The organism is Micromonospora sp. NPDC047467, assembly GCF_040643095.1.
In the GTDB taxonomy this organism is placed as follows: Bacteria; Actinomycetota; Actinomycetes; order Mycobacteriales; family Micromonosporaceae; genus Micromonospora.
Genome location: NZ_JBEYTO010000012.1, coordinates 1 through 22,909, shown reverse-complemented (window position 1 = coordinate 22,909; position 22,909 = coordinate 1). Strand labels below are relative to the sequence as shown.

The 22,909-nt window shown below is 72.4% G+C and carries 17 protein-coding genes; 7 read left to right on the top strand and 10 right to left on the bottom strand.

Annotated features, from left to right (window positions below; translation table 11 throughout):
- Positions 1-74: 74 nt before the first annotated feature.
- Positions 75-2,564, bottom strand: a complete 2,490-nt coding sequence (locus ABZ780_RS27485; RefSeq protein WP_357487934.1) for a Tex family protein — start codon at positions 2,562-2,564, stop codon at positions 75-77.
- A 205-nt stretch (positions 2,565-2,769) separates the two neighbouring features.
- Here ABZ780_RS27485 and dgt point away from each other — a divergent pair, with 205 nt between their 5' ends.
- Positions 2,770-4,281, top strand: coding sequence for a dGTP triphosphohydrolase (gene dgt, locus ABZ780_RS27480; RefSeq protein WP_357487933.1), 1,512 nt, complete (start codon positions 2,770-2,772; stop codon positions 4,279-4,281).
- A gap of 2 nt (positions 4,282-4,283) precedes the next feature.
- Here dgt and ABZ780_RS27475 read toward each other — a convergent pair whose 3' ends face one another.
- The 6 genes from ABZ780_RS27475 to ABZ780_RS27450 all read right to left on the bottom strand — a co-directional run bounded on the left by ABZ780_RS27475 (position 4,284) and on the right by ABZ780_RS27450 (position 11,442).
- A complete protein-coding gene (locus tag ABZ780_RS27475; RefSeq protein ID WP_357487932.1) occupies positions 4,284-5,420 on the bottom strand; it encodes an MBL fold metallo-hydrolase in 1,137 nt (378 codons plus the stop codon).
- A gap of 110 nt (positions 5,421-5,530) precedes the next feature.
- Complete coding sequence (locus ABZ780_RS27470; RefSeq protein ID WP_357487931.1) at positions 5,531-6,538, bottom strand: serine hydrolase; 1,008 nt, start codon at positions 6,536-6,538, stop codon at positions 5,531-5,533.
- 148 nt (positions 6,539-6,686) lie between these two features.
- Positions 6,687-7,871 (bottom strand): zinc-dependent alcohol dehydrogenase, encoded by a 1,185-nt coding sequence (locus ABZ780_RS27465; RefSeq protein ID WP_357487930.1) that lies wholly within the window; start codon positions 7,869-7,871, stop codon positions 6,687-6,689.
- Between the two features lie 187 nt (positions 7,872-8,058).
- Positions 8,059-8,823, bottom strand: a complete 765-nt coding sequence (locus ABZ780_RS27460) for a succinate dehydrogenase/fumarate reductase iron-sulfur subunit (RefSeq protein ID WP_357487929.1) — start codon at positions 8,821-8,823, stop codon at positions 8,059-8,061.
- Complete coding sequence (locus ABZ780_RS27455; protein WP_357487928.1) at positions 8,820-10,757, bottom strand: fumarate reductase/succinate dehydrogenase flavoprotein subunit; 1,938 nt, start codon at positions 10,755-10,757, stop codon at positions 8,820-8,822. The genes ABZ780_RS27460 and ABZ780_RS27455 overlap by 4 nt, the downstream gene beginning before the upstream one ends.
- A 1-nt stretch (position 10,758) precedes the next feature.
- Entirely contained in the window at positions 10,759-11,442 is a 684-nt protein-coding gene (locus ABZ780_RS27450; protein ID WP_357006063.1) for a succinate dehydrogenase cytochrome b subunit, read from the bottom strand.
- 83 nt (positions 11,443-11,525) lie between these two features.
- Between ABZ780_RS27450 and ABZ780_RS27445 the strand changes: the two genes are divergently transcribed.
- The gene (locus ABZ780_RS27445) at positions 11,526-12,455 is read left to right on the top strand and encodes a LysR family transcriptional regulator (protein ID WP_357006065.1); all 930 of its coding nucleotides are present in this window, start codon (positions 11,526-11,528) and stop codon (positions 12,453-12,455) included.
- Between the two features lie 6 nt (positions 12,456-12,461).
- Here ABZ780_RS27445 and hrpA read toward each other — a convergent pair whose 3' ends face one another.
- Positions 12,462-16,523, bottom strand: coding sequence for an ATP-dependent RNA helicase HrpA (gene hrpA / locus ABZ780_RS27440; RefSeq protein WP_357487927.1), 4,062 nt, complete (start codon positions 16,521-16,523; stop codon positions 12,462-12,464).
- Positions 16,524-16,660: 137 nt separating this feature from the next.
- On the opposite strand from hrpA, the gene ABZ780_RS27435 reads away from it, so the two are divergent.
- Complete coding sequence (locus ABZ780_RS27435; RefSeq protein WP_357487926.1) at positions 16,661-17,017, top strand: cytidine deaminase; 357 nt, start codon at positions 16,661-16,663, stop codon at positions 17,015-17,017.
- A 33-nt stretch (positions 17,018-17,050) separates the two neighbouring features.
- Here ABZ780_RS27435 and ABZ780_RS27430 read toward each other — a convergent pair whose 3' ends face one another.
- Positions 17,051-17,410 carry a YciI family protein gene (locus tag ABZ780_RS27430; protein ID WP_357006073.1) on the bottom strand — a complete coding sequence of 120 codons (360 nt, stop codon included), beginning with the start codon at positions 17,408-17,410 and terminating at the stop codon, positions 17,051-17,053.
- A gap of 132 nt (positions 17,411-17,542) precedes the next feature.
- Between ABZ780_RS27430 and ABZ780_RS27425 the strand changes: the two genes are divergently transcribed.
- From ABZ780_RS27425 to ABZ780_RS27410, 4 genes are read left to right on the top strand one after another with little or no spacing between them, the layout of a single operon-like run.
- A complete protein-coding gene (locus ABZ780_RS27425) occupies positions 17,543-18,589 on the top strand; it encodes an iron ABC transporter permease (RefSeq protein WP_357487925.1) in 1,047 nt (348 codons plus the stop codon).
- Positions 18,586-19,656 carry an iron ABC transporter permease gene (locus ABZ780_RS27420; RefSeq protein ID WP_357487924.1) on the top strand — a complete coding sequence of 357 codons (1,071 nt, stop codon included), beginning with the start codon at positions 18,586-18,588 and terminating at the stop codon, positions 19,654-19,656. The genes ABZ780_RS27425 and ABZ780_RS27420 overlap by 4 nt, the downstream gene beginning before the upstream one ends.
- A 20-nt stretch (positions 19,657-19,676) precedes the next feature.
- A complete protein-coding gene (locus ABZ780_RS27415; protein ID WP_357487923.1) occupies positions 19,677-20,594 on the top strand; it encodes an ABC transporter ATP-binding protein in 918 nt (305 codons plus the stop codon).
- Complete coding sequence (locus ABZ780_RS27410; protein ID WP_357487922.1) at positions 20,594-21,541, top strand: iron-siderophore ABC transporter substrate-binding protein; 948 nt, start codon at positions 20,594-20,596, stop codon at positions 21,539-21,541. The genes ABZ780_RS27415 and ABZ780_RS27410 overlap by 1 nt, the downstream gene beginning before the upstream one ends.
- A gap of 216 nt (positions 21,542-21,757) precedes the next feature.
- On the opposite strand, the gene ABZ780_RS27405 is transcribed toward ABZ780_RS27410, so the two are convergent.
- Positions 21,758-22,678: a hypothetical protein gene (locus ABZ780_RS27405; RefSeq protein WP_357487921.1), complete on the bottom strand. Its 921-nt coding sequence runs from the start codon at positions 22,676-22,678 to the stop codon at positions 21,758-21,760.
- Positions 22,679-22,909 lie beyond the last annotated feature (231 nt).

Here is a 22,909-nt window from a genome sequence, read left to right as displayed (position 1 = left end):
CGAGATCTCGTGTGGGCGCGACGCTGCCCGGGCACGGGCAGCGTCCCGGAGCCCGGGGAGCGCTCAGGCGCGGGTCAGGCCAGGCCGGCGCGGCGCAGGGCCTCGGCCATCGCGTCGTTGGCCGGCGGCGGCGCGCTCTGCCGCTGCTGGCCGCCACGTCCCCCCTGACCAGCGCGTCCGCCGGGCTGTCCGCCACGGCTGCCCTGACCAGCGCGTCCGTCCTGTTGGCCGCCGCGTCCGCCGGGCTGGCCGCCGCGTCCGCCGGGCTGGCCGCCGCGTCCGCCCTGCTGTCCGCCGGGACCGCCCTCGGGGCCGCGCTGCGTCGGGCCGCCGCGACCCTCCTGGTTGGTCCGGCCGCCCCGGCCGGCGTCGGCGCCCGGCTCGTCCTCCAGCCGCAGGGTCAGCGAGATCCGCTTGCGGGGTACGTCCACGTCGAGCACCTTGACCCGCACCACGTCACCGGACTTCACCACCTCGCGGGGGTCCTTCACGAAGGTCCGGGACATCGCCGACACGTGCACCAGCCCGTCCTGGTGCACGCCGACGTCCACGAACGCGCCGAACGCGGCCACGTTGGTGACCACGCCCTCCAGCAGCATGCCCGGCGTCAGGTCGCTGATCTTCTCCACCCCCTCGACGAAGGTGGCGGTGCGGAACTCCGGCCGGGGGTCGCGGCCCGGCTTCTCCAGCTCGGCGAGGATGTCGGTGACGGTGGGCAGACCGAACCGGTCGTCGACGAAATCAGTTGCCCGCAGCCCACGCAGGATGCCGCTCTTGCCGATCACCGAGCGCAGGTCCTGCCCGGTGGTGGAGAGGATTCGACGGACCACCGGGTACGCCTCGGGGTGCACGCTGGACGAATCCAGCGGGTCGTCGCCGTCGGGGATGCGCAGGAAGCCCGCACACTGCTCGAACGCCTTCGGCCCGAGCCGCGCCACCTTCTTCAGTTCGGTCCGCGACCGGAACGGACCGTTGGCGTCCCGGTGCAGCACGATGTTCTCGGCCAGCCCGGCGCCGATCCCGGAGACCCGGGTCAGCAGCGGCGCGGATGCGGTGTTGACGTCCACGCCGACGGCGTTCACGCAGTCCTCCACGACCGCGTCCAGCGACCGGGACAGCTTCACCTCGGACAGGTCGTGCTGGTACTGGCCGACCCCGATCGACCGTGGGTCGATCTTGACCAGCTCGGCGAGCGGGTCCTGGAGGCGGCGGGCGATGGAGACCGCGCCGCGCAGCGACACGTCCATCCCCGGCAGTTCCTGCGAGGCGTACGCGGACGCGGAGTAGACCGACGCGCCAGCCTCGGAGACCATCACCTTGGTCAGGTTGAGCTGCGGGTATCGCTTGATCAGGTCGCCGGCCAGCTTGTCGGTCTCCCGCGAGGCGGTGCCGTTGCCGATCGCCACCAGCTCCACGCCGTGCGCCCCGGCCAGCCGGGCGAGGGTCTCGACCGACGCGTCCCACTGTCGGCGCGGCTCGTGCGGGTAGATGGTGTCGGTGGCGAGCACCTTGCCGGTGGCGTCCACCACGGCCACCTTGACCCCGGTGCGCAGGCCCGGGTCCAACCCCATCGTGGGCCGGCTGCCGGCCGGCGCCGCGAGCAGCAGGTCACGCAGGTTGGTGGCGAAGACCCGCACCGCCTCCTCCTCGGCCGCCTGCCACAACCGCATCCGCAGGTCCGCCCCGAGGTGGATGAGGATCCGGGTACGCCAGGCCCAGCGGACCGTGTCGGCCAGCCAGCGGTCGGCCGGGCGGCCCGCGTCGGACACACCGAAGCGGCCGGCGATGGCCGCCTCGTACCGGCTCGGGCCGGTCGGAACGGCATCCGCCTCGCCGGCCTCCTCCGGGTCCATGGTCAGGTCGAGCACGCCCTCCTTCTCGCCCCGGAACATCGCCAGGATCCGGTGCGAGGGCAGCTTCGGGTACGGCTCGGAGAAGTCGAAGTAGTCGGCGAACTTCGCGCCGGCCGTCTCCTGACCATCGCGTACCCGGGAGACCAGACGCCCTCGCGACCACATCTGCTCGCGCAGCGTGCCGATCAGGTCGGCGTCCTCGGCGAAGGTCTCGATCAGGATCGCCCGGGCGCCCTCCAGCGCGGCGGCGACGTCGGCGACGCCCTTCTCCGCGTCGACGAACCCGGCGGCGGTGGCCTTCGGGTCCTGGCTGGGGTCGGCCAGCAGCGTCTCGGCCAGCGGCGCCAGCCCAGCCTCGCGGGCGATCTGCGCCCGGGTCCGCCGCTTCGGCTTGTACGGCAGGTAGATGTCCTCCAGCCGGGACTTCGAGTCGGCCGCCATGATCTGCGCTTCGAGGGTCTCGTCCAGCTTGCCCTGGCCGCGGATCGACTCCAGGACGGCGGCCCGCCGCTCGTCCAGCTCCCGCAGGTAGCGCAGCCGCTCCTCCAGGGTGCGCAGCTGGGTGTCGTCGAGCAGGCCGGTGGCCTCCTTGCGGTAGCGGGCGATGAACGGCACGGTGGCGCCGCCGTCGAGCAGCTCCACGGCCGCCCGCACCTGACGCTCGGCCACGCCGAGCTCGTCGGCGATCCGCTGATGAACAGACTGGGTCACGATCTCGATCCGCCTTCGACTCGATCCGCCTTCAAAGAGCGGGTACCGCCTGCATTGTGCCGGGCGCTCCCCGGCGATGTCGCCGCACCCGGCCGGGGCGATCCGTCCCGCCGGGCCGGGATGACCCGCCGGGCCGGGATGACCCGCCGCACCCGGCCGGGTGACCCGGCGGCGGTCCCGCCCGGCCTGCGCTAGCGTGGCGATCATGGAAACACCTGTGGAGCCGCGCACCCGGCGGCTCTTCGGCGGCAGCGCCCGGGCCCTCGGCGACCTCACGGCCAACCCGTTCCGCGCCGACCGGGACCGGATCGTCGGCTCGCCGTTCTTCGCCCGCCTCGGCGGCGTCACCCAGGTGATCAGCCCGGTCGGCTCCGGCCTGCTCGTGCACAACCGGCTCACCCACAGCCTGAAGGTCGCCCAGGTGGCCCGCTCGATCGCCGAGCGGCTGACCGCCGACGACCGGTGGCGTGACCTGCTGGACAAGCTCGGCGGCTGCGACCCGGATGTGGTGGAGGCGGCGGCGCTCGCCCACGACCTCGGCCACCCGCCGTTCGGGCACCTGGGGGAGCGGGTGCTGGACCGGCTGGCCCGCCAGCGCCTCGGCCTCGCCGACGGTTTCGAGGGCAACGCCCAGTCGTACCGGATCGTCACCAGCACCGAGATCCGGGGCGCGGCCACCACCGGGCTGGACCTGACCGCCGCGGTCCGCGCGGCGTTGCTGAAGTACCCGTGGACCCGGCTGGACTACCCCGACCCGCACCCGCGCCTGCTGAACCCGCCGCCGCGCGGTGCCACGCCCCCGCCGGACGACCCGGAGAGCGGCTCGTTGAAGTTCGGCGCGTACCGGACCGAGTTGGACGACCTGCGGCAGGCCCGGGAGCCGTTCGTCGGCCGCATCCCGGACTGGCAGCAGACCGTGGAGGCGTCCGTGATGGACACCGCCGACGACATCGCGTACGCCATCCACGACGTGGAGGACTTCTACCGGGTCGGTGTGCTCCAGCAGGGCGCGGTGTCCGCCGAGCTGATGGCCTGGCAGCGGGAGAGCGGGCACTTCCGGGCGATCACCGACGCGGCGCTGACCACCGCGTCCCGCCGTCCCGGCGCGGCGATCGAGCGGCTGCGCCGGCAACTGCACCGCAAGGACGCGTGGATCGCCGACGACGACGCGTTCGCCGCCGCCGTCGAGCACGTGCGGGAGGAGTTGGTCGACGGGCTGCTGGCGATGCCGTTCGACGGCTCCATCGAGGCGGAGCAGTACGTCTCGCGGTTCTCCGCCCGCTGGTCCACCCGCTTCGTCGAGGCGATCACGATGACCGACGAGCCATCGATCCGCTCCGGCTACGTGCTGCTCGGCTGCGCGCAGTGGCACGAGGTGCAGGTGCTCAAGTTCGTCCACCACCGGTTCGTGCTGGCCCGCCCGGATCTCGCCCTGCACCAGCGCGGCCAGGCCCGGCTGCTGGGCACCCTGGTCGAGGCGCTGTGGGAGTGGCTGCTCGACCCGGAGGAGGAGTCCCGGCTGCCCCGCCGGCTGCACGACCTGGTCGAGTTGGCCGAGGCGGAGCTGCACCCGCGTACCCCGGACCGGATCGGCCGGGCCCGGGGGCGGGCCATCGTGGACTTCGTGGCGCAGCTCACCGACGGTCAGGCGGTGGCCATGTTGGATGCCCTCTCCGGGCGGTCCGGCGCGCTCTGGACCGACGCCTTCGTGCTCTGAGCTCAGGCGATCGACTGCCACCAGCCGTCGACGGCGGGCGGCTCGTCGACGACCACCCGCTCGCCCGGGCGGGGCACGGCCAGCCGGACATCGCGGGCCTTCGCCTCCGCCCACAGCCGGTTCACCGGCTCGGACCAGTCGTGCAGGGCCAGGTTGAACGTCGCCCAGTGCACCGGGATGAGCAGCCCGCCGCGCAGGTCCTGGTGGGCGTCGACCGCCTCCTCCGGGAACATGTGGATGCTCGGCCACGCCCGGTCGTACGCGCCGATCTGCATCAGCGTCACGTCGAACGGCCCGTGCTGCGCGCCGATCGCCGCGTACCCGTCGAAGTAGCCGGAGTCGCCGGTGTAGAAGACCTTGCGTCGCTCCCCGGCGATCACCCAGGAACTCCAGAGCGTGCCGTCGCGGCGCAGGCCCCGCCCGGAGAAGTGCTGCGCGGCGGTGGCGGTGATCTCCAGCCCCGCGACCCGGTGCGACTCGGTCCAGTCCAGCTCGATGATCCGCTCGGCGGGTACGCCCCAGCGGTCCAGGTGTGCGCCCACCCCGAGCGGCACCAGGAACGGCGCGGACTGCCCGGCCGTCAGCGCCTGCACGGTCGCCATGTCCAGGTGGTCGTAGTGGTCGTGGGAGATCAGGATGGCGTCCAGCGGGGGCAGTTCGTCCAGGCGTACCGGGGGCTCGTGCAGTCGGCGCGGGCCGACCAACCCGGACGGTGAGCACCGGTCGCTCCAGATGGGGTCGAGCAGCACCCGCCGCCCCTCGATCTCGATCAGCGCCGAGGCGTGGCCGTACCAGACGATGGTGAGCTCGTCGGCGGCCTGCGGCGCGGCCGGGCGCAGCAGCGGCACGGGCGCGGTGGGGCGTCGCTTCTGCTTGCCGAAGATCAGCTCGCGGAGCAGGTTGCGACCGGGGTCGGCGGCCATCATGGGGGTGCTGCCGGCCTGGTTGTGGAAGGTGCCGTCGCGGAACTGCGGCGAGCGGGCCGCCCGTTCGGCGCGGGCGCCGGTGAGTCGCCCGCCGAGTGCCGCCGGCACGTCCCGGGCCACCCAGGCCAGGCCAGCCAGCGCCGCGAGCCCTGCCGTGCCCCGCAGCAGTCGCCCGCGCGACCGTTCACCGTTCGTACGATCCGCTGGTGCCATCGCCGTCCCTCCGCCGTGTCCGCACTACACGGTAGTCACCGAGGGCCGCCCGCGCGTCGCCGGTCGCCCGAGCGGGCCGGTCGCCGTGCGGCGACCGGCCCGCTGCCAGGTCAGCCGCCGTTGCTCGGCCGTCGAGTTGCCGCCCGGTGCGTCGCGCCCGTCCCGCTGAGCCGGTCCACCGCGGTCAGGAACCGGGGCCCCATGGCGGCGCGGGCCTGCACCGCCGGGTGGGTGGCCCCGAAGTCGTCCGGGTTGGCCTGCCCGTCGGCGAAGAGCGCGTAGGTGAGCACCGCCGCCCCGGACCGGTCGAAGATCACCCCCGCCTCGTGCCGGGCATCGGCGAACCAGCCCGCCTTGGTGGCGATGCGAGCCCGGTCGTCGGAGGACATGGTGCGTCGCATGCCGTCGGTGAAGGCCACCGGGGAGCGCAGCAGCCCGAGCAGGAAGCTCGTCGAGGCGGGGGAGAGCAGGGTGCCGGCGACCAGGGCCCGCAGCAGGTCGTGCGTCTCGCGGGGGGTGCTGGTGCCCAGGAAGAAGCGGTTTGGGTTGGCCACCGGCTCGACCTGGGTGTTCGGGAAGCCCTTGCCGACCAGGATGGCGTTCAGTTCGGCGGCCGGGCAGACCGACCCGCACAGCCGCACCGCCGTGTCGTCGGAGACGGTGAGCAGGTTCGCCAGGACGTGGCCGAGGGTCACGCTGCTGGGGTACGCGCCGTCCAGGCTGAAGATCCCGTCGCCACCCGGCACGACGATGGCGGCGGTCACCTCGACCCGCTGGTCCAGGGTGAGCAGCCCTCGGTCGATCTTGTCCAGCACCGCCGTGGCCACCGCGATCTTGTTGACGCTGTACGCCTCGATCCGCTGGTCGGCCTGAGCCGCCACGGCGACCACCGGCGGGCCGTCCGGGCGGGCCACGCTGACGTACGCCTGCCAGTTGCCGCCGGCTTGCGTGCTGAACTTGGTGTAGCTGGTGGCGACGCGGCGGGCGGCCCGCGCGGGGGTGGTCGGAGCGGCCTCGGTGACCTCGGCGCTCGCAGGTGTCGCGGCGCCGAGCACCGTGCCGGCGGTGGCCACGGTTCCGAGCCCGAGCGCTGTCCTGCGGTTCAGCCGGATAGTCAATCTTCTCTCCCGTCGTGGGGCGCCTAAGCGCTTGCCGGCCCCCCACCCTATGCGAGTTGATCGATACATGGTGTACCCGATGCCGCTCAGCCGAGCCGCGCTGGCCGGCGGGCTCGGCTGGCCGCAGTGGCGATCACGACCACCCGGCTCACGGTGCGAGCACCACCTTGACGCAGCCGTCCTCCTTCTTCTGGAACATCTCGTACGCCCGCGGCGCGTCGCTCAGCGGCAACCGGTGGCTCCGCAGGTCCTCCACACCCAGGGGGTCGTCGTCGCCGGCGAGCAGCGGCAGGATCTCGTCGGTCCACCGGCGCACGTGGCACTGCCCCATCCGCAGTTGGACGCCCCGGTCGAACATCTCCATCAGCGGCATCGGGTCCGCCTCGCCGCCGTAGACGCCGGAGACCGAGACGGTGCCGCCGCGACGGACCGCCTTGAGCGCGGCGTGCAGCACCGAGAGGCGGTCCGCGCCCACCCGGTCGGTCATCGTCTGGGCCAGCTTGTCCGGCAGCAGTCCGGCGGCGGTCTGGGCGAGCTTGCCCATCGGCGAACCGTGCGCCTCCATGCCGACCGCGTCGATCACCGCGTCCGGGCCACGGCCGTCGACCAGGTCGATCAGCGCGCCCGGCACGTCGGACAGCTCGCGGACGTCGAGCACCTCGATGCCGTGCCGGCGGGCCAACTCCAGCCGCTCGGGCACCAGGTCCAGCCCGATGACCCGGCCCGCGCCGAGGTGGCGGCCGATCCGGGCGCAGAACTGCCCGACCGGCCCCAGCCCGAACACGGCCAGGGTGCCGCCGGGCGGGGTGTCGGCGTACTTCACCGCCTGCCAGGCGGTGGGCAGGATGTCGGACAGGTAGAGGTAGCGCTCGTCGGCCCCGGTCTGGGGGATGACGATCGGTCCGAAGTGGGCCTGCGGGACGCGCAGGTACTCGGCCTGGCCGCCGGGCACCGAGCCGTAGAGCGAGGTGTACCCGAACAGCGCGGCGCCCTTGCCCTCGCTGGTGACCTGGGTGGTCTCGCACTGGGCGTAGAGCTGACGCTGGCACATCCAGCAACTGCCGCAGGAGATGTTGAACGGGATCACCACGCGGTCGCCGGGCTTGAGCCCGGTCACCGCGGACCCGACCTCCTCGACGATGCCCATCGGTTCGTGACCCAGGATGTCACCGGGCTTCAGGTACGGCCCCAACACCTCGTACAGGTGCAGGTCCGAGCCGCAGATCGCGGTCGACGTGATCTTCACGATCGCGTCGGTCGGCTCCTCGATCCTCGGGTCCGGCACCTCCTCGACCCGTACATCACGCTTGCCCTGCCAGGTCAACGCCTTCATGCCCTCGTCCCCTCTCGCCGCTGTCTCCCGAGACTGCTACCCGGGCGCGGGCACTTGAACCGGGCAGCGCTCCAGGGCCGCTGTCCGTGGATCACGCGGGCGTGGCGTGCAGGCCGCCGGCGGGCCAAACGCCGGACCGCCGTACCCCGAGGTGCGGGGTACGGCGGTCCGGGTGATGCGGTGGACCTCAGGAACCGGGGGTGTTGCCGGCGCCCTTCGCGGTGGCCGCGAGGTAGTCGCGGTTGAGTCGGCCGATCGTGTTCAGCGGAATGCCCTTCGGGCAGGCCACCGTGCACTCGCCGGCGTTCGTGCAGCCGCCGAAGCCGGCCTCGTCGTGCGCGTCGACCATGCCGATGACCCGGGTGTAGCGCTCCGGCTGGCCCTGCGGCAGCAGCGAGAGCTGGGTGAGCTTGGCGGCGGTGAAGAGCATGCCGGAGCCGTTCGGGCAGGCCGCCACGCACGCGCCGCAGCCGATGCAGGCCGCCGACTCGAAGGCGGCGTCGGCGTTGGCCTTGGCCACCGGGGTGGAGTGCGCCTCGGGCGCGCTGCCGGTCGGTGCGGTGATGTAGCCGCCGGCGGCGATGATCGTGTCGAAGGCGCCCCGGTTGACGACCAGATCCTTGATGACCGGGAAGGCGCTGGCCCGCCACGGCTCGATGTCGATCGTCTCGCCGTCGGAGAACTGCCGCATGTGCAGCTGGCAGGCGGTGGTGCCGCGCTGCGGGCCGTGCGCGTCACCGTTGATCATCAGACCGCACATGCCGCAGATGCCCTCGCGGCAGTCGTGGTCGAACGCGACCGGGTCCTCACCGTCGAGGATCAGCCGCTCGTTGAGCACGTCGAGCATCTCCAGGAACGACATGTCCGGGGACACGTCGTCGACCGGGTAGGTCACCATCCGACCCTTGTCCTCAGGGCCCTTCTGGCGCCAGATGCGCAGGGTCAGGTTCACTTGTAGCTCCGCTGCGTGGGGTGGACGTATTCGAACTTCAGGTCTTCCTTGTGCAGCACCGAGGGCTCGCCGGTGGCGGTGAACTCCCAGGCCGCCACGTACGCGAAGCGGTCGTCGTCGCGTTGCGCCTCACCGTCGGGGGTCTGGTGCTCGGCCCGGAAGTGGCCGCCGCAGGACTCCTCGCGGTGCAGGGCGTCGATGCACATCAGCTCGGCCAACTCGAAGAAGTCGGCGACGCGGCCGGCCTTCTCCAGGGACTGGTTGAACTCCTCGCCGGTGCCGGACACCTTGACCCGCTGCCAGAACTGCTCGCGCAGGCCGCGGATCTCGTCGATCGCCTTGCGCAGCCCGGCCTCGCTGCGCTCCATGCCGCAGTGCTCCCACATGATCTGGCCCAGCTCCCGGTGGAACGAGTCCACGGTCCGGTCGCCGTTGATCGCCAGCAGCCGCTGGACCCGGTCCTCGACGTCGGTACGCGCCTCGATCGCCGCCGGGTGACTGGCGTCGACCTTCTCCAGCGGGCCCGAGGCCAGGTAGTTGGCGATCGTGGTGGGCAGCACGAAGTAGCCGTCGGCGAGGCCCTGCATCAACGCGGAGGCGCCGAGTCGGTTCGCGCCGTGGTCGGAGAAGTTCGCCTCGCCGATAACGAACAGGCCCGGGATGCTCGACTGGAGGTCGTAGTCGACCCAGAGGCCGCCCATCGTGTAGTGCACGGCGGGGTAGATCCGCATCGGCACCTCGTACGGGTCCTCGCCGGTGATCCGCTCGTACATCTCGAAGAGGTTGCCGTACTTGGCCTCGATGGCCTTGCGGCCCAGCCGGCCGATGGCGTCGGCGAAGTCCAGGTAGACGCCGAGCTTGGTCGGCCCCACGCCCCGGCCGTCGTCGCAGACGTTCTTCGCGGCGCGGGAGGCGATGTCACGGGGGACCAGGTTGCCGAAGGAGGGGTAGATCCGCTCCAGGTAGTAGTCCCGCTCGTCCTCGGGAATGTCCCGGGGGTTGCGGTCGTCGCCCTTGGTCTTCGGCACCCAGACCCGGCCGTCGTTGCGCAGCGACTCGCTCATCAGGGTCAGCTTCGACTGGTGGTCGCCGGAGACCGGGATGCAGGTCGGGTGGATCTGCGTGTAGCAGGGGTTGGCGAAGTACGCGCCCTTGCGGTGCGCCCGCCAGGTGGCGGTGACGTTGCAGCCCTTGGCGTTGGTGGAGAGGTAGAAGACGTTGCCGTAACCGCCGGAGGCGAGCACGACGGCGTCGGCCATCTCGGTGCTGATCTCGCCGGTGACCATGTCCCGGACGACGATGCCCCGGGCCTTGCCGTCGACGAGGACCAGTTCGAGCATCTCGTGCCGGGCGTTCATCTCCACGGTGCCGAGGCCGATCTGCCGCTCCAGCGCCTGGTACGCGCCGAGCAGCAGTTGCTGGCCCGTCTGACCCCGGGCGTAGAAGGTGCGCTGCACCTGGGCGCCGCCGAAGGAGCGGGTGTCCAGCAGGCCGCCGTACTCGCGGGCGAACGGCACGCCCTGGGCGACGCACTGGTCGATGATGTTGACCGACACCTCGGCCAGCCGGTGCACGTTCGACTCGCGGGAGCGGAAGTCGCCGCCCTTGACGGTGTCGTAGAACAGCCGGTGCACCGAGTCGCCGTCGTTGCGGTAGTTCTTCGCGGCGTTGATGCCGCCCTGCGCCGCGATCGAGTGCGCGCGGCGCGGGCTGTCCTGGTAGCAGTAGGACTTGACGTGGTAGCCCTGCTCGGCCAGCGTGGCGGCGGCCGAGCCGCCGGCCAGGCCGGTGCCGACCACGATCACCGTCATCTTGCGGCGGTTGGCCGGGTTGACCAGCTTGGCCTCGAAGCGCCGGGTCTCCCAGCGCTTCTCGACCGGGCCGGCGGGAGCCTTGGTGTCGGCGATCGGGTCGCCCTCGGTGAAGAGTTCCATGTCAGGACACCAATCCGGTGAGAACGGCGAACGGGACCACCAGGTATCCGGCGCACAGCGCGACGGCGAAGACCAGCGCGGCGTTGCGCGCCCGGCGCTCGCCCCGCGGGGTCTGCTGGCCGAGGCTGCGGAACGCGCTGAACGCGCCGTGGCGCAGGTGGAAGCCGAGCGCGACGATCGCCAGGGTGTAGAAGAGCGTGACGTACCAGCGCTCCGGCGCGAAGTCGGCGACGACGTTGCCGAACGGCTTGCTGGGGTCGCCGACCGGGTTGAGCGTGCCGGTGGTCAGGTCGAGGAGGTGGTAGATCACGAAGAGCAGGATGATCACTCCACCCCAGCGCATCGTGCGGGCCGCGTAGCTGGCCCGGACCTTCTTGCGGTGGGCGTACTTCACCGGGCGGGCGGCGCGGGCTCGCAGCGCCAGCACGGTCGCGGCCCAGATGTGACCGACGACGGCCACCACCAGCACGATGCGCAGGATCCACAGGAACCAGACGCCGGGCAGCAGCGGCTTCCCGATGTCGCGCAGCCAGTGCGCGTAGTGGTCGAACGAGGCTGCCCCCGTGAACACCTTCAGGTTCCCGAGCATGTGCGCGATCAGGAACAGCACCAGCACAATGCCCGTCACCGCCATGACGGCCTTGAGACCGACGTTCGAGCGGATGGGCGACCGAGTTTTCGTCATTACCACGTGACCGACGCTAGGAGCACTTGGATCAGTCGTCCAATGCATCGAACTCGCAGTGTTGATAGCCGTAAGCTATGTAGATGCAGCTCCATCAGCTTCGGTACTTCGTCGCGGTAGCCGAAGTACGACATTTCACCCAGGCGGCCGACATCGTCGGCATCACTCAGCCTTCTCTCAGTAAGCAAATTCACGCTCTGGAAACCGACCTCGGCGCCCCCCTCTTCGAACGGGTAAGGGGAAACATCACACTCACCGCGGCCGGCGAGGTGCTGCTGCCGCTGGCCACCCGGATCCTCGCCGACGTGGACACCGCGACCCGTGAGGTGCAGGAGTTGGTCGGGCTCCGGCGGGGCCGCGTCCGGCTCGGCGCCACGCCGAGCCTCGCCACCTCGCTCGCCCCGCCGGTGCTGCGCCGGTTCCGCGACGCCCACCCCACCGTCGACCTGCGCGTCGAGGAGGGCGGCTCCCAGGACCTGGTCCGCGACCTGCTCCGCGGCGACCTCGACCTGGCCCTGATCATCATGCCGGCCCAGGGCGCCGACCCGGGTCTGCGCGTAGACCCGATCCTGCGGGAGAGCCTGGTGGTGGCCTCGGTGGAGGAGGTGCCGACCGCCTCGACGACCGGCGAACTGCACATCACCGACCTGCGCGACCAGCCGATGGTGATGTTCCGGGAGGGCTACGACCTGCGCGACGCCACCATCCAGGCGTGCCGGGAAGCCGGCTTCGAGCCGACCTTCGCGGTCGACGGCGGCGAGATGGACGCCGTCCTCAGCTTCGTCGAAGCCGGGCTCGGCATCGCGCTGGTGCCCGGCATCGTGCTGGCCCGCCGCCCCGGGGTGCGGATCACCCCCCTCGCCCCACCCGGGGTGCGGCGGACCATCGCGGTGGCCCGCCGCCGGGACGTGGTGCCCACCCACGCCGGCCGGGAACTGCGGCGGATCCTGCTCGACTACATCCAGTCCGCGATCGACCGCGACGACCTGCCGCCGGGCGTGGACCCGCGCTGAGCGCCGTCAGCGGCCCTCGGCGTCGTCCATCGCCCGGTAGATCCGCTGCTCCGAGACGGGGTACGGGGTGCCCAGCGCCTGGGCGAAGACGTTCACCCGCAACTCCTCGATCATCCAGCGGATCTGCCGGACGGCGGCCTCCTGCCGACGCGCCGGCGGCAGCGCGGCGAGCAGATCGTCGTACTCCTTCTGCACCGTGGCGATGCGGTCCTGCTGCTGGCGGTCGCGTTGCGGGTTGCCGCCGAGGCGGTCCAGCCGGCGCTCGATGCCGGTGAGGTAACGCAGCAGGTCGGGCAGGCGGGCGTACCCGGTCTCGGTGATGAAACCGGCGTGCACCAGCCCGGCGAGCTGCTTGCGGATGTCGGCCAGCGCCGCCACCACGGCGAGGTTGCGGGTGGCGCCGAGCCGCTGCTCGACGGCGTACGCGGCGGCGAGCACCTTGCGTACCCGGTCCATCACCTCGACCACGGTGTCGACCAGGTCGGCGCGGACCTTCTCGCGTAGCGCCGCGAAGCCCTCGGCGTCCCAGGCCGGCCCGCCGGCGTCGCCGATCAACCGGTCGATGGCCGCGCCCGCCGCGTCCTCGATCAGTTGCTGCACACCGCCGTGCGGGTTGCGGCTCAGCGCCAGCTTCGCCTCGTTGCTCAGTCGGCCCTGCAGGAACCGGGCGGGGGACGGCACGGTGAGCCGCAGCAGCCGCCGGGTGCCGGCCCAGTGCGCCGCCTCCGCCTCGGCGGGGGAGTCGAACACCTTCACCCCGACGGTGGCGCCCTCGTCGACCAGCGCCGGGTACGCGGTCACCGCGTAGCCGGCGCGGACCTGCTCGATGGTGCGCGGCAGCGTGCCGATGCTCCACTCGCGCAGGCCCGTCCGGGCGACCTCCGGCGCGGCGGCCGCCACCACCTGGCGTACCTCCTGACGGAGCTGACGTTGCAGGGCCGGCAGGTCCTTGCCCTCGGCGACGGGCTTCTCGTCGTCGCCCAGCACCCGGAACGTGACCCGCAGATGGGCCGGCAGCTTGGCCGGCTCCCAGGCGTCGCGGGGCACGGTGACCCCGGTCATCCGCCGCAGCTGCCGGGTGAGCGCGTCCAGCAGCGACTCCTCGCCGGGGGTGATGGCGGCCAGGGCGGCCCGCGCGAAGTCCGGCACCGGGACGAAGTTGCGGCGTACCGGCTTGGGCAGCGACCGGATCAGCGCGATCACCGTCTCCTCGCGCAGCCCCGGAACCTGCCAGTCGAAGCTCTCCGCCGGCACCTGGTTGAGCAGTGGCAGCGGGATGTCCACGGTGACGCCGTCGGTCGGCGTGCCCGGCTCGAACCGGTACGTCAGCGGCAGGCTTACCCCGTCGGCCTGCCACTCGTCCGGGTAGTCGCCCTCGTCCACGCCGGCCCGACCGTCGTTGATCAGCAGGTCCCGGGTGAACGTGAGCAGGTCGGGCTGGTCCCGGCGGGTCTTCTTCCACCAGGAGTCGAAGTGTCGGCCGGAGACCACGTCGGCCGGGATCCGCTGGTCGTAGAAGCCGAAGATGGTCTCGTCGTCGACCAGGATGTCCCGGCGTCGGGCCCGGCTCTCCAGCTCCTCGATCTCGGCGAGCAGCCGCTTGTTGTCGGCCCAGAAGTGGTGGTGGGTCTGCCAGTCGCCCTCGACCAGGGCGTGCCGGATGAACAGCTCCCGGCTCAGCGTCGGGTCGATCCGCCCGAAGTTGACCTTGCGGGAGGTGACCAGCGGAACGCCGTACAGGGTGACCTTCTCGTAGGCCATCACCGCGGCCTGCTTCTTCTCCCAGTGCGGCTCGCTGTAGCTGCGCTTGACCAGGTGCTGCGCGAGCGGTTCGACCCACTCCGGCTCGACCCGGCCGGCGATGCGGCCCCAGAGCCGGGACGTCTCCACCAGCTCGGCGGCCATCACCCAGCGCGGCGGCTTCTTGAACAGCGCCGAGCCGGGAAAGAGCGCGAACTTCGCGCCCCGGGCACCCAGGTACTCGTGCTTCTGCGCGTCCTTCAGGCCGATGTGCGACAGCAGGCCGGGCAGCAGCGACTGGTGCACCTTCGGGGTGTCGATCTCCTCCGGCAGGTCGGCCGCGTGCCGACCCCGGCCGGCGTCCGCGTCGCCCGAGGTGTCCCGCTCCGGCCGCCCACCACGCCGCTCGCCGTCGGACGGGGTACGCAGCACCTGGCGCAGTTGGCCCACGATGTCCTGCCACTCGCGGACCCGCAGGTAGTTCAGGTACTCCGCCTTGCACATCCGGCGGAACGCGCTGGAGGACAACTCCCGCTGCTGCTCCCGCAGGTAACGCCACAGGTTGAGGTAGGCGACGAAGTCCGACTCCCTGTCGGCGAACCGGGCGTGCGCCTGGTCGGCCTGGGCCTGCTTCTCCGCCGGCCGCTCGCGGGGGTCCTGGATGGAGAGCGCGGCGGCGATCACCAGTACCTCGGTGGCGCAGCCGTTGCGCTCGCCCTCGACCACCATCCGGGCCAGTCGCGGGTCGACCGGCAGCTGCGCCAGCCGCCGGCCGAGCGCGGTGAGCCGCTTCGCCGGGTCGGCCTCGGCCGGGTCCAGTGCGCCCAGCTCGTGCAGCAGGTTGACGCCGTCGGCGATGTTGCGCTTGTCCGGTGGGTCGATGAAGGGGAACGCGGCGAGGTCGCCGAGCCCGATCGCGGTCATCTGGAGGATGACCGACGCCAGGTTGGTGCGCAGGATCTCCGGGTCGGTGAACTCCGGCCGCGACAGGAAGTCCTGCTCGTCGTAGAGGCGGATGCAGATGCCGTCGGAGGTCCGCCCGCAGCGCCCCTTGCGCTGGTTGGCCGACGCCTGGGAGACCGGCTCGATCGGCAGGCGCTGCACCTTGAGCCGGCTGGAGTAGCGGGAGATCCGCGCCGTGCCCGGGTCCACCACGTACTTGATGCCGGGCACGGTCAGCGACGTCTCCGCGACGTTGGTGGCGAGCACCACCCGGCGCGAGGTGTGCGCGGCGAACACCCGGTGCTGCTCGGCGCTGGACAGCCGGGCGTACAGGGGCAGGATCTCGGTGCCGAGCAGCGAACGTTTCGTCTGCACCAGCTTGCCCAGGGCGTCGGCGGTGTCCCGGATCTCCCGCTCCCCGCTGAGGAAGACCAGGATGTCGCCCGGCCCCTCGGCGGCCAGCTCCTCGACGGCGTCCCCGATCGCCTGGATCTGGTCGCGGACGTTCTCCTCGTCGCTGTCGCCGTCCTCCTCGCCCTCGGCCAGCTCGACGAGTGGCCGGTAGCGCACCTCCACCGGGTAGGTGCGCCCGGACACCTCGACCACCGGCGCCGGTACGCCCTCCGGCTCGTCGGCGGTGGGCGGCCCGGCGAAGTGCCGGGCGAACCGGTCGGTCTCGATGGTCGCCGAGGTGATGATCACCTTGAGGTCGGGTCGCCGGGGCAGCAGCTCCCGCAGGTACCCGAGGATGAAGTCGATGTTGAGGCTGCGCTCGTGGGCCTCGTCGATGATCAACGTGTCGTACTGGCGGAGCATCCGGTCGGTCTGCAACTCGGCCAGCAGGATGCCGTCGGTCATCAGCTTGACCAGGCTGCGCTCGCTGACCTGATCGGTGAAGCGCACCTTGTAACCGACCACGTCACCCAGTTCGGTGCCCAGCTCGTCGGCGATCCGGTCGGCCACCGTCCGGGCCGCCAGCCGCCGGGGCTGGGTGTGCCCGATCAGGCCGTGCACCCCGCGCCCCAACTCCAGGCAGATCTTCGGTAGCTGGGTCGTCTTGCCGGAGCCGGTCTCGCCGGCCACGATCACCACCTGGTGGTCGCGGATGGCGGCGGCGATGTCGTCCTTGCGCTCACTGACCGGCAACCCCGCCGGGTACGTGATGACCGGTACCGCCGCTTGGCGGGTGGCGATCCGCTGCTCGGCCCGGACGACGTCGGCGGTGATCTCGGCCAGTGCGGCCTCCCGACGCTGCGGGTCACGCAGCTTGCGGGCACCGTCGAGCCGCCGCTGGAGCCGGCGCTGGTCGCGGAACATCAGGGGAGTGAGGCGGCGGTGCAGCTCGCGGACGGGATCGGTCGCGGCGGCGGCGGCTGGATTCTGCATGTCGTGCCCAAGAATAGGCAGCGCGGCGGCGTACCGCCGCCGGGTTATCGCCCCGGCCGCCGCCCGGTGGCCTGAGGGCTGGCCGGGTGCGCCGCCGTCTAGTGTTGGCGGCCGATGTCGAGCGCCAGGGGGCCGGGATGGAACTGCGGGACACGGACCGGGCGCTGGTGCAGGCCGCCACGGCGGTCGCCAAGCTGCGCTGCCGCAGCCAGCACCACACCGTCGCGTCGGCGGCGCGAACCGGCGACGGTCGGGTCTTCACCGGCGTGAACGTCCACCACGAGACCGGAGGGGCCTGCGCCGAACTGGTCGTCATCGGCACCGCCGCGACCCAGGGCGTGACCGAGTTGGAGACGATCGTCACGGTGGCCGACCGGGGCCGCGAGGTCGTCGCGCCGTGCGACAGGTGCCAGGCCGTCCTGCGGGACCACTTCCCGTCGCTGCGGGTGATCGTCGGCCCGATGGACGCCCTGCGGGTGACCCCGCTCGGCTGACGCTGCCCGCCTGGCCCCGGCCCGGCGGTCAGGTCAGTCGCCGGACGCCGCCTCCAGCATCGACCGGGGCATCGGCACGCCCTCGAACCGTACGTTGCCCTCCGGCACCATCCAGCTCATCACCCGCACGGCCAGCAGGCCGGCCCGTACCGCCGGATCGTTGTGGAACAGCTCGCGGGCCTCGTCCGGGCCGATCGAGAGCACGACGAAGCCCCGCAACCGCTCGTCGTCGCCGGCCAGGAACGGTCCGGCCGCGAGCACGAGGCCCTGCTCCACGAGACCGGCCTGATGGGCCAGGTGGGCGTCCCGCAACCGGTCGGCCGCGTCGAGCGGCAGCTCGGGGGCGTCCGCCGGCCGGGCCAGGAGTACGACCGTGTGCTGGTCGAATCGCATGAACCCACCCTAGGCGCGACGGCGTGGGCGTCCGCCCGGTCCGCGATTCTCGGATCGACGCACACCAGTTAGGTAACCCTCAGTGCCTCGGCTACGGTTAGGCGACCCTAAGCGTGAACGTGCAGGAGACTCGTGACCACCCTCGCCACCCGGCCGGCCCGGGTCTCCAACCGTGCCGGCACCCGCACCGGCCGTCGGGTGGCCGTCACCGTCGGGGCCGCGCTGGTGCTGCTGCTGGCCGTGCTGGCCAGCTTCGCCCTCGGCAGCCGGCCGCTCGGCGTCGACCAGGTGTGGCATGCCCTCGTCGCGCCGGACAGCGGCGACGCCACAGTCATCGTCCGCGAGCTGCGGATGCCGCGCACCGCGCTCGGGCTCGCCGTCGGCCTCGCACTCGCTATGGCCGGCGTGCTGTTCCAGGCGCTCACCCGCAACCCCCTCGCCGAGCCGCGCATCCTCGGCATCAGCGCCGGCGCGTCGTTCGGCGTGGTGCTCGCCATCTCCGTCTTCGGCGTCGGCACGCTCGCCGGGTACGTCTGGTTCGGCATCGCCGGGGCGCTGATCGCCGGCCTGCTGGTCTTCGCCATCGCCGCCCGCGCCCGCGAAGGCGCGAGCCCGGTCACCCTCGCGCTGGTCGGCGCGGCGCTCGACGCCAGTCTCGCCTCCGGGGTGTACGCGCTGCTGAGCATCGACGCCCGCACCTTCGAGGAGTACCGGTTCTGGGTGGTCGGCGGCCTCTCCGGCCGCGACCTGACCGTCACCGCGCAGCTCCTGCCCTTCGTCCTGGTCGGGCTCGTGCTGGCCGCCGTGGTCGCCCGAGGGCTGGACGCGCTGGCCCTCGGCGACGACGTGGCTCGCGGCCTCGGCCACCGCATCGGCCTGGTCCGCCTCGGCGGTGGCCTCGCCGCGGTGCTGCTGACCGGCGCGGCGGTGGCGGCGGCCGGGCCGATCGCCTTCGTCGGGCTCGCCGTGCCGCACCTGGCACGTGCCCTGGTCGGCGCGGACCACCGCTGGACCCTCGCCATCTCCGCGCTGCTCGGGCCGGCGCTGCTGCTCGGCGCCGACGTCGTCGGCCGGCTCGTCGCCCCACCCGGCGAGATACCCGCCGGGATCGTCACCGCCCTGATCGGCGCCCCGCTGCTGGCCTTCCTGGTCCGCCGCGCCCGGGTGGTGACCGCGTGACCACCACGACCCGCCGCCCAACCACCCCTTCCGACGCTCACCTGCCCGGCCGGTCGCTGCTGCGGATCGGCCCGGTCAGCCTGCAGATCCGCCGCCGCGCCGTGCTGGTCGCCGCCACGCTGACCGTCCTGCTCCTGCTGGCGATGCTGCTCAGCCTCTCCCTGGGCACCCCGTACGTCGCCTCGGCCGACGTCGTGCGCTCCCTCGCAGGCGTCGGCACCCCGTACGACCTCGTTGTCCTTGATCTTCGGTTGCCCCGGGTCATGCTGGCCGCGGTGGCCGGCGCGGCCTTCGGCGTGGCCGGCACGCTCATCCAGAGCGTGGCGCGTAACCCCCTCGCGAGCCCGGACGTCATCGGCATCACCCAGGGCGCCGGCCTCGCCGCGACCGTGGCGCTGACCAGCGGGGCGGCCGCGGTGCTGGTGGCACCCAGCGCGCTGGTCGGCGGGCTGGTCGCGGCGGGCCTGCTGTTCGCCCTCGGCGCCCGGCACGGGCTGGCCGCCCAGCGGTTCGTGCTCGCCGGGGTGGCGGTGGCCTTCGCCTTCCGGGCGCTGACCGAGGTGGTCATGCTCACCGCCGACCCGATCGACGGGCTACGCGCGCAGATCTGGCTGATCGGCACCCTGGCCGGCAAGGGCTGGACCGAGGCCACCTGGATCGCCGGCACCCTGCTGGTGCTGCTGCCCGTGCTGGCCTGGGCCGGCTGGGCCCTCAACAGCACCGCCCTGGACGACGACACCGCACGCGGCGTCGGGCTGCGCCCGGTGGCCCGCCGGATCGGCCTGGCCGGGACCGGCGTGCTCGTCGCCGCGATGGCCACCGCCCAGGTCGGCGCCGTCGACTTCGTGGCGCTGGTCGCCCCCCAACTGGCCCGCCGGCTGGTCCGCGCCGAGCGGCCACCGCTGGTCTGCGCCGCCCTGCTCGGCGCGCTGCTGCTGGTGCTCGCCGACCTCGCCGGCCGGCGGCTGTTCGCGCCCACCCAACTGCCGGCCGGTGTGCTGACCGCCGCGATCGGCGGCCCGTACCTGATCTTCCTGCTGCTTCGCGGACGGCGGCGGTCGTCGTGACGCACCTAAGGAGTCGTGTGATGCTCTCCACCCGCGACCTGGTCGTCGGCTACGACGAGCGGACCGTGCTCGACGGGCTCAGCCTCGACCTGCCGACCGACGCGTTCACCGTCATCGTCGGGCCGAACGCGTGCGGCAAGTCCACCCTGTTGCGCACCATGGCCCGGCTGCTCAACCCCCGACGCGGCGCGGTCCTGCTGGACGGCACCGCGATCCGTGACCTGCCGACCCGGGAAGTCGCCCGCCGGCTCGGCGTGCTGCCGCAGAGCCCGCTCGTGCCCGAGGGCGTCACCGTGGCCGACCTGGTCGGGCGGGGTCGGCAGCCGTACCAGCGGTGGTGGCGGCAGTGGTCGACGGAGGACGGCGCCGCGGTCGACGAGGCGATGGCCCTGGCCGACGTGGCGGACCTGGCCGACCGGCAGGTGGACAGCCTCTCCGGCGGCCAGCGGCAGCGGGTCTGGATCGCCATGACCCTCGCCCAGGACACCGATGCCCTGCTGCTCGACGAGCCCACCACCTTCCTCGACCTGGCACACCAGGTGGAGGTGCTGGACCTGCTGCACCGGCTGCGCGTCGAGCGCGGTCGCACCGTCGTCGCCGTGCTGCACGACCTCAACCAGGCCGCCCGCTACGCCGACCACCTGGTCGCGATGCGCGCCGGCGCGGTGGTGGCCGCCGGGCCGCCCCGGGAGATCCTCACCGCGGACCTGGTCCGCGACGTCTTCGGGCTGGCCTGCGTGGTCGTGCCCTGCCCGGTGACCGGAGCGCCCCTGGTGGTGCCCGCCCTCACCGGCGGCACCTCCGCCCCGACTGCCGCTCCGGCCGCGCCCGCCGCTGCCGTTGGCCCCGATCCGTCGGATGCGTCCCTGCCGGACGCCCGACCCGCTGGCGACGCGGTCAAGCCGCTCGCCGTCTCGCACCCCTCGAAAGGACTCTGATGCGTCGTCTCGTCGCCGTTCTCGCCGCGGCCGCCGCCCTTGGCGTCGGACTCACCGCCTGCGGTGAGAGCGACCCGGTCGCCAGCTCCACCGCCGGGGAGACCCGGGAGATCACCCACGCCATGGGCACCACCAAGGTCCCGGCGGAACCCAAGCGCGTCATCGTGCTCGACACCGACAAAATCGACACGGCGCTCTCGCTGGGCATCACACCGATCGGTGCCGCCACCGCCGGTGAGGCCAAGAGCTGGCCGACGTACTTCGGCGAGGACAAGCTCGCCGGCATCAAGGAGGTCGGGGTGCTCACCGAGCCCGACCTCGAGGCGATCAACGCGCTGAAGCCGGACCTCATCCTGGGCAGCAAGTTCCGCCAGGAGAAGTTCTACGACGAGCTGGCCGCCATCGCGCCCACCGTGTTCACCGAGAAGGTGGGCATCACCTGGAAGGAGAACTTCCTCCTCGACGGCAAGGCGCTCGGCCGCGAGCAGCAGGCCAAGGACCTCCTCGGCGCGTACGAGAAGCGGGCCAAGGACTTCGGCGCGACCCTCGGCGACCCCGCCGCCCGCAAGGTGTCGATCGTGCGGTTCATTCCCGGCAACATCCGGGTGTACGGCCCCGACTCCTTCTCCGGCATCGTCATCGGCGACACCGGCCTCGGCCGCCCCGAGCGGCAGTTGCTCGCCAACAAGGAGGACAAGCGCTTCGACCTGGTCAGCCCCGAGCGGGTCAACGAGGTCGACGGTGACGTCATCTTCGTGACCGCGTACGGCGAGAAGGCCGCGGCCGAGCAGGCCAAGGTCGGCGGTGGCACCCTCTGGAAGGGCCTGGGCGCGGTCAAGGCCGGCAAGGCGTACCCGGTCTCCGACGAGATCTGGATGACCGGCATCGGCGTCGGCGCGGCCAACAAGATCCTCGACGACCTGGCCAAGCACCTCCCCGCCGCGTAACCCGGCGCCCCCGCCGGGCCCCGTGCGTGCCGGGTGCGTGCGCTCGGGCCCCCATGATCGTGCTCGATCTAGGAAGTAGTGGCCTCCATCGCTGTGGGAGGCCACTACTTCCATGTTCGAGCACGATCATGGGGTTCCTCGCCCGGATCTGGGGCCGGTCGCTCCCGCGATGCCTCGGGTCTGAGGCGATCATGGTGGTCTGGGGAGCGGGAGCGGCTACTGGGAGGTCGACGGCGAGGACGTGGACCCCGACCGGCTGCGCAGGGCGGTGCGGACCTCAGCAAGGAAGCCGTCGAAGTCCTCCCGGAGACGCTTGCTGGTCACGTGCAGGACGATCCAATCACCGCCGAGCAACCGGTTGAGCCGTCGACGGTCCCGGTGGAACTGCGCGGGGTCGTCGTGCCAGAGCCCGTCGTACTCGACCGCGACCTTGTACTCCGGCCAGGCCAGGTCCAGACGGGCCACGAACCGGCCCTGGTCGGTGACGACCCACTGCGTCTGCGGCCTCGGCAGCCCGGCGAGCACCAGCCGTACCCGGGTGCGGGATTCCTGCGGCGACTCCGCCCCCTGGTCGGCGAGGTCGGTCACGCGCAGCAACGACCGCCAGCCCCGGCGGCCGGCCCGATTCAGCGCGTACGCGCGCAATGTCGCCACGTCGGTGAGCCTGTGGGCCAGCAGGGCGTCGATCACGACCACCGCCTCGACCAGATCGAGCCAAAGGGCGAGATCCCAACAGGTACGCATCGGGCTCGTCACCCTGACACCCGCCCTGTCCACCGTGTCCCCGGGGTCGATCTCGCCGCGATGGATCCGAAGCCCGGCGCTCGGCCCGAGCCGGTTGTCGCGGGGTACCAGCACGTCGACCGGCTCACTGGGGGTTGGTGTCACGCATCCGTACAGGGCTGCGGCGGCCCGCCCGGCGATGGCCGCGCCGGGTGGAACAAGCCATCGCCCCACGGCGGCGCACCGGGTCTCGTGGGTGACTCTGACCTGGGCGTCGGCGTAGACATCCCGGAACAGCGGCCGCCACGCGGAGCTGCGCAGGTCGTTGCGGGTGACCAGGCCGCGCGAGACGGCGACCGAACCACGAAAGACGCGCCCCCGCAGTTGCGGCGGCCGGCGAGGAGCTTTGGGCATAGCCTCCAGGCTGGCCGATCACCCCACCCCCGCGCCGCCCCTGTGGATAACCACAGATCACGCGGCCTCCCCGGAGCAAATTCCCACCCATGATCGCGCTCGAACATGGATGTAGTGGCCTCCGGAAGAGCGCGAGGCCACTACATCCTGGATCGAGCACGATCTTGCCGGCCGGCGGCCGCCGGCCCGCCGCCCCGCGGGGCAGGGCGGGGGCCGCGCGCCGCGGGCCAA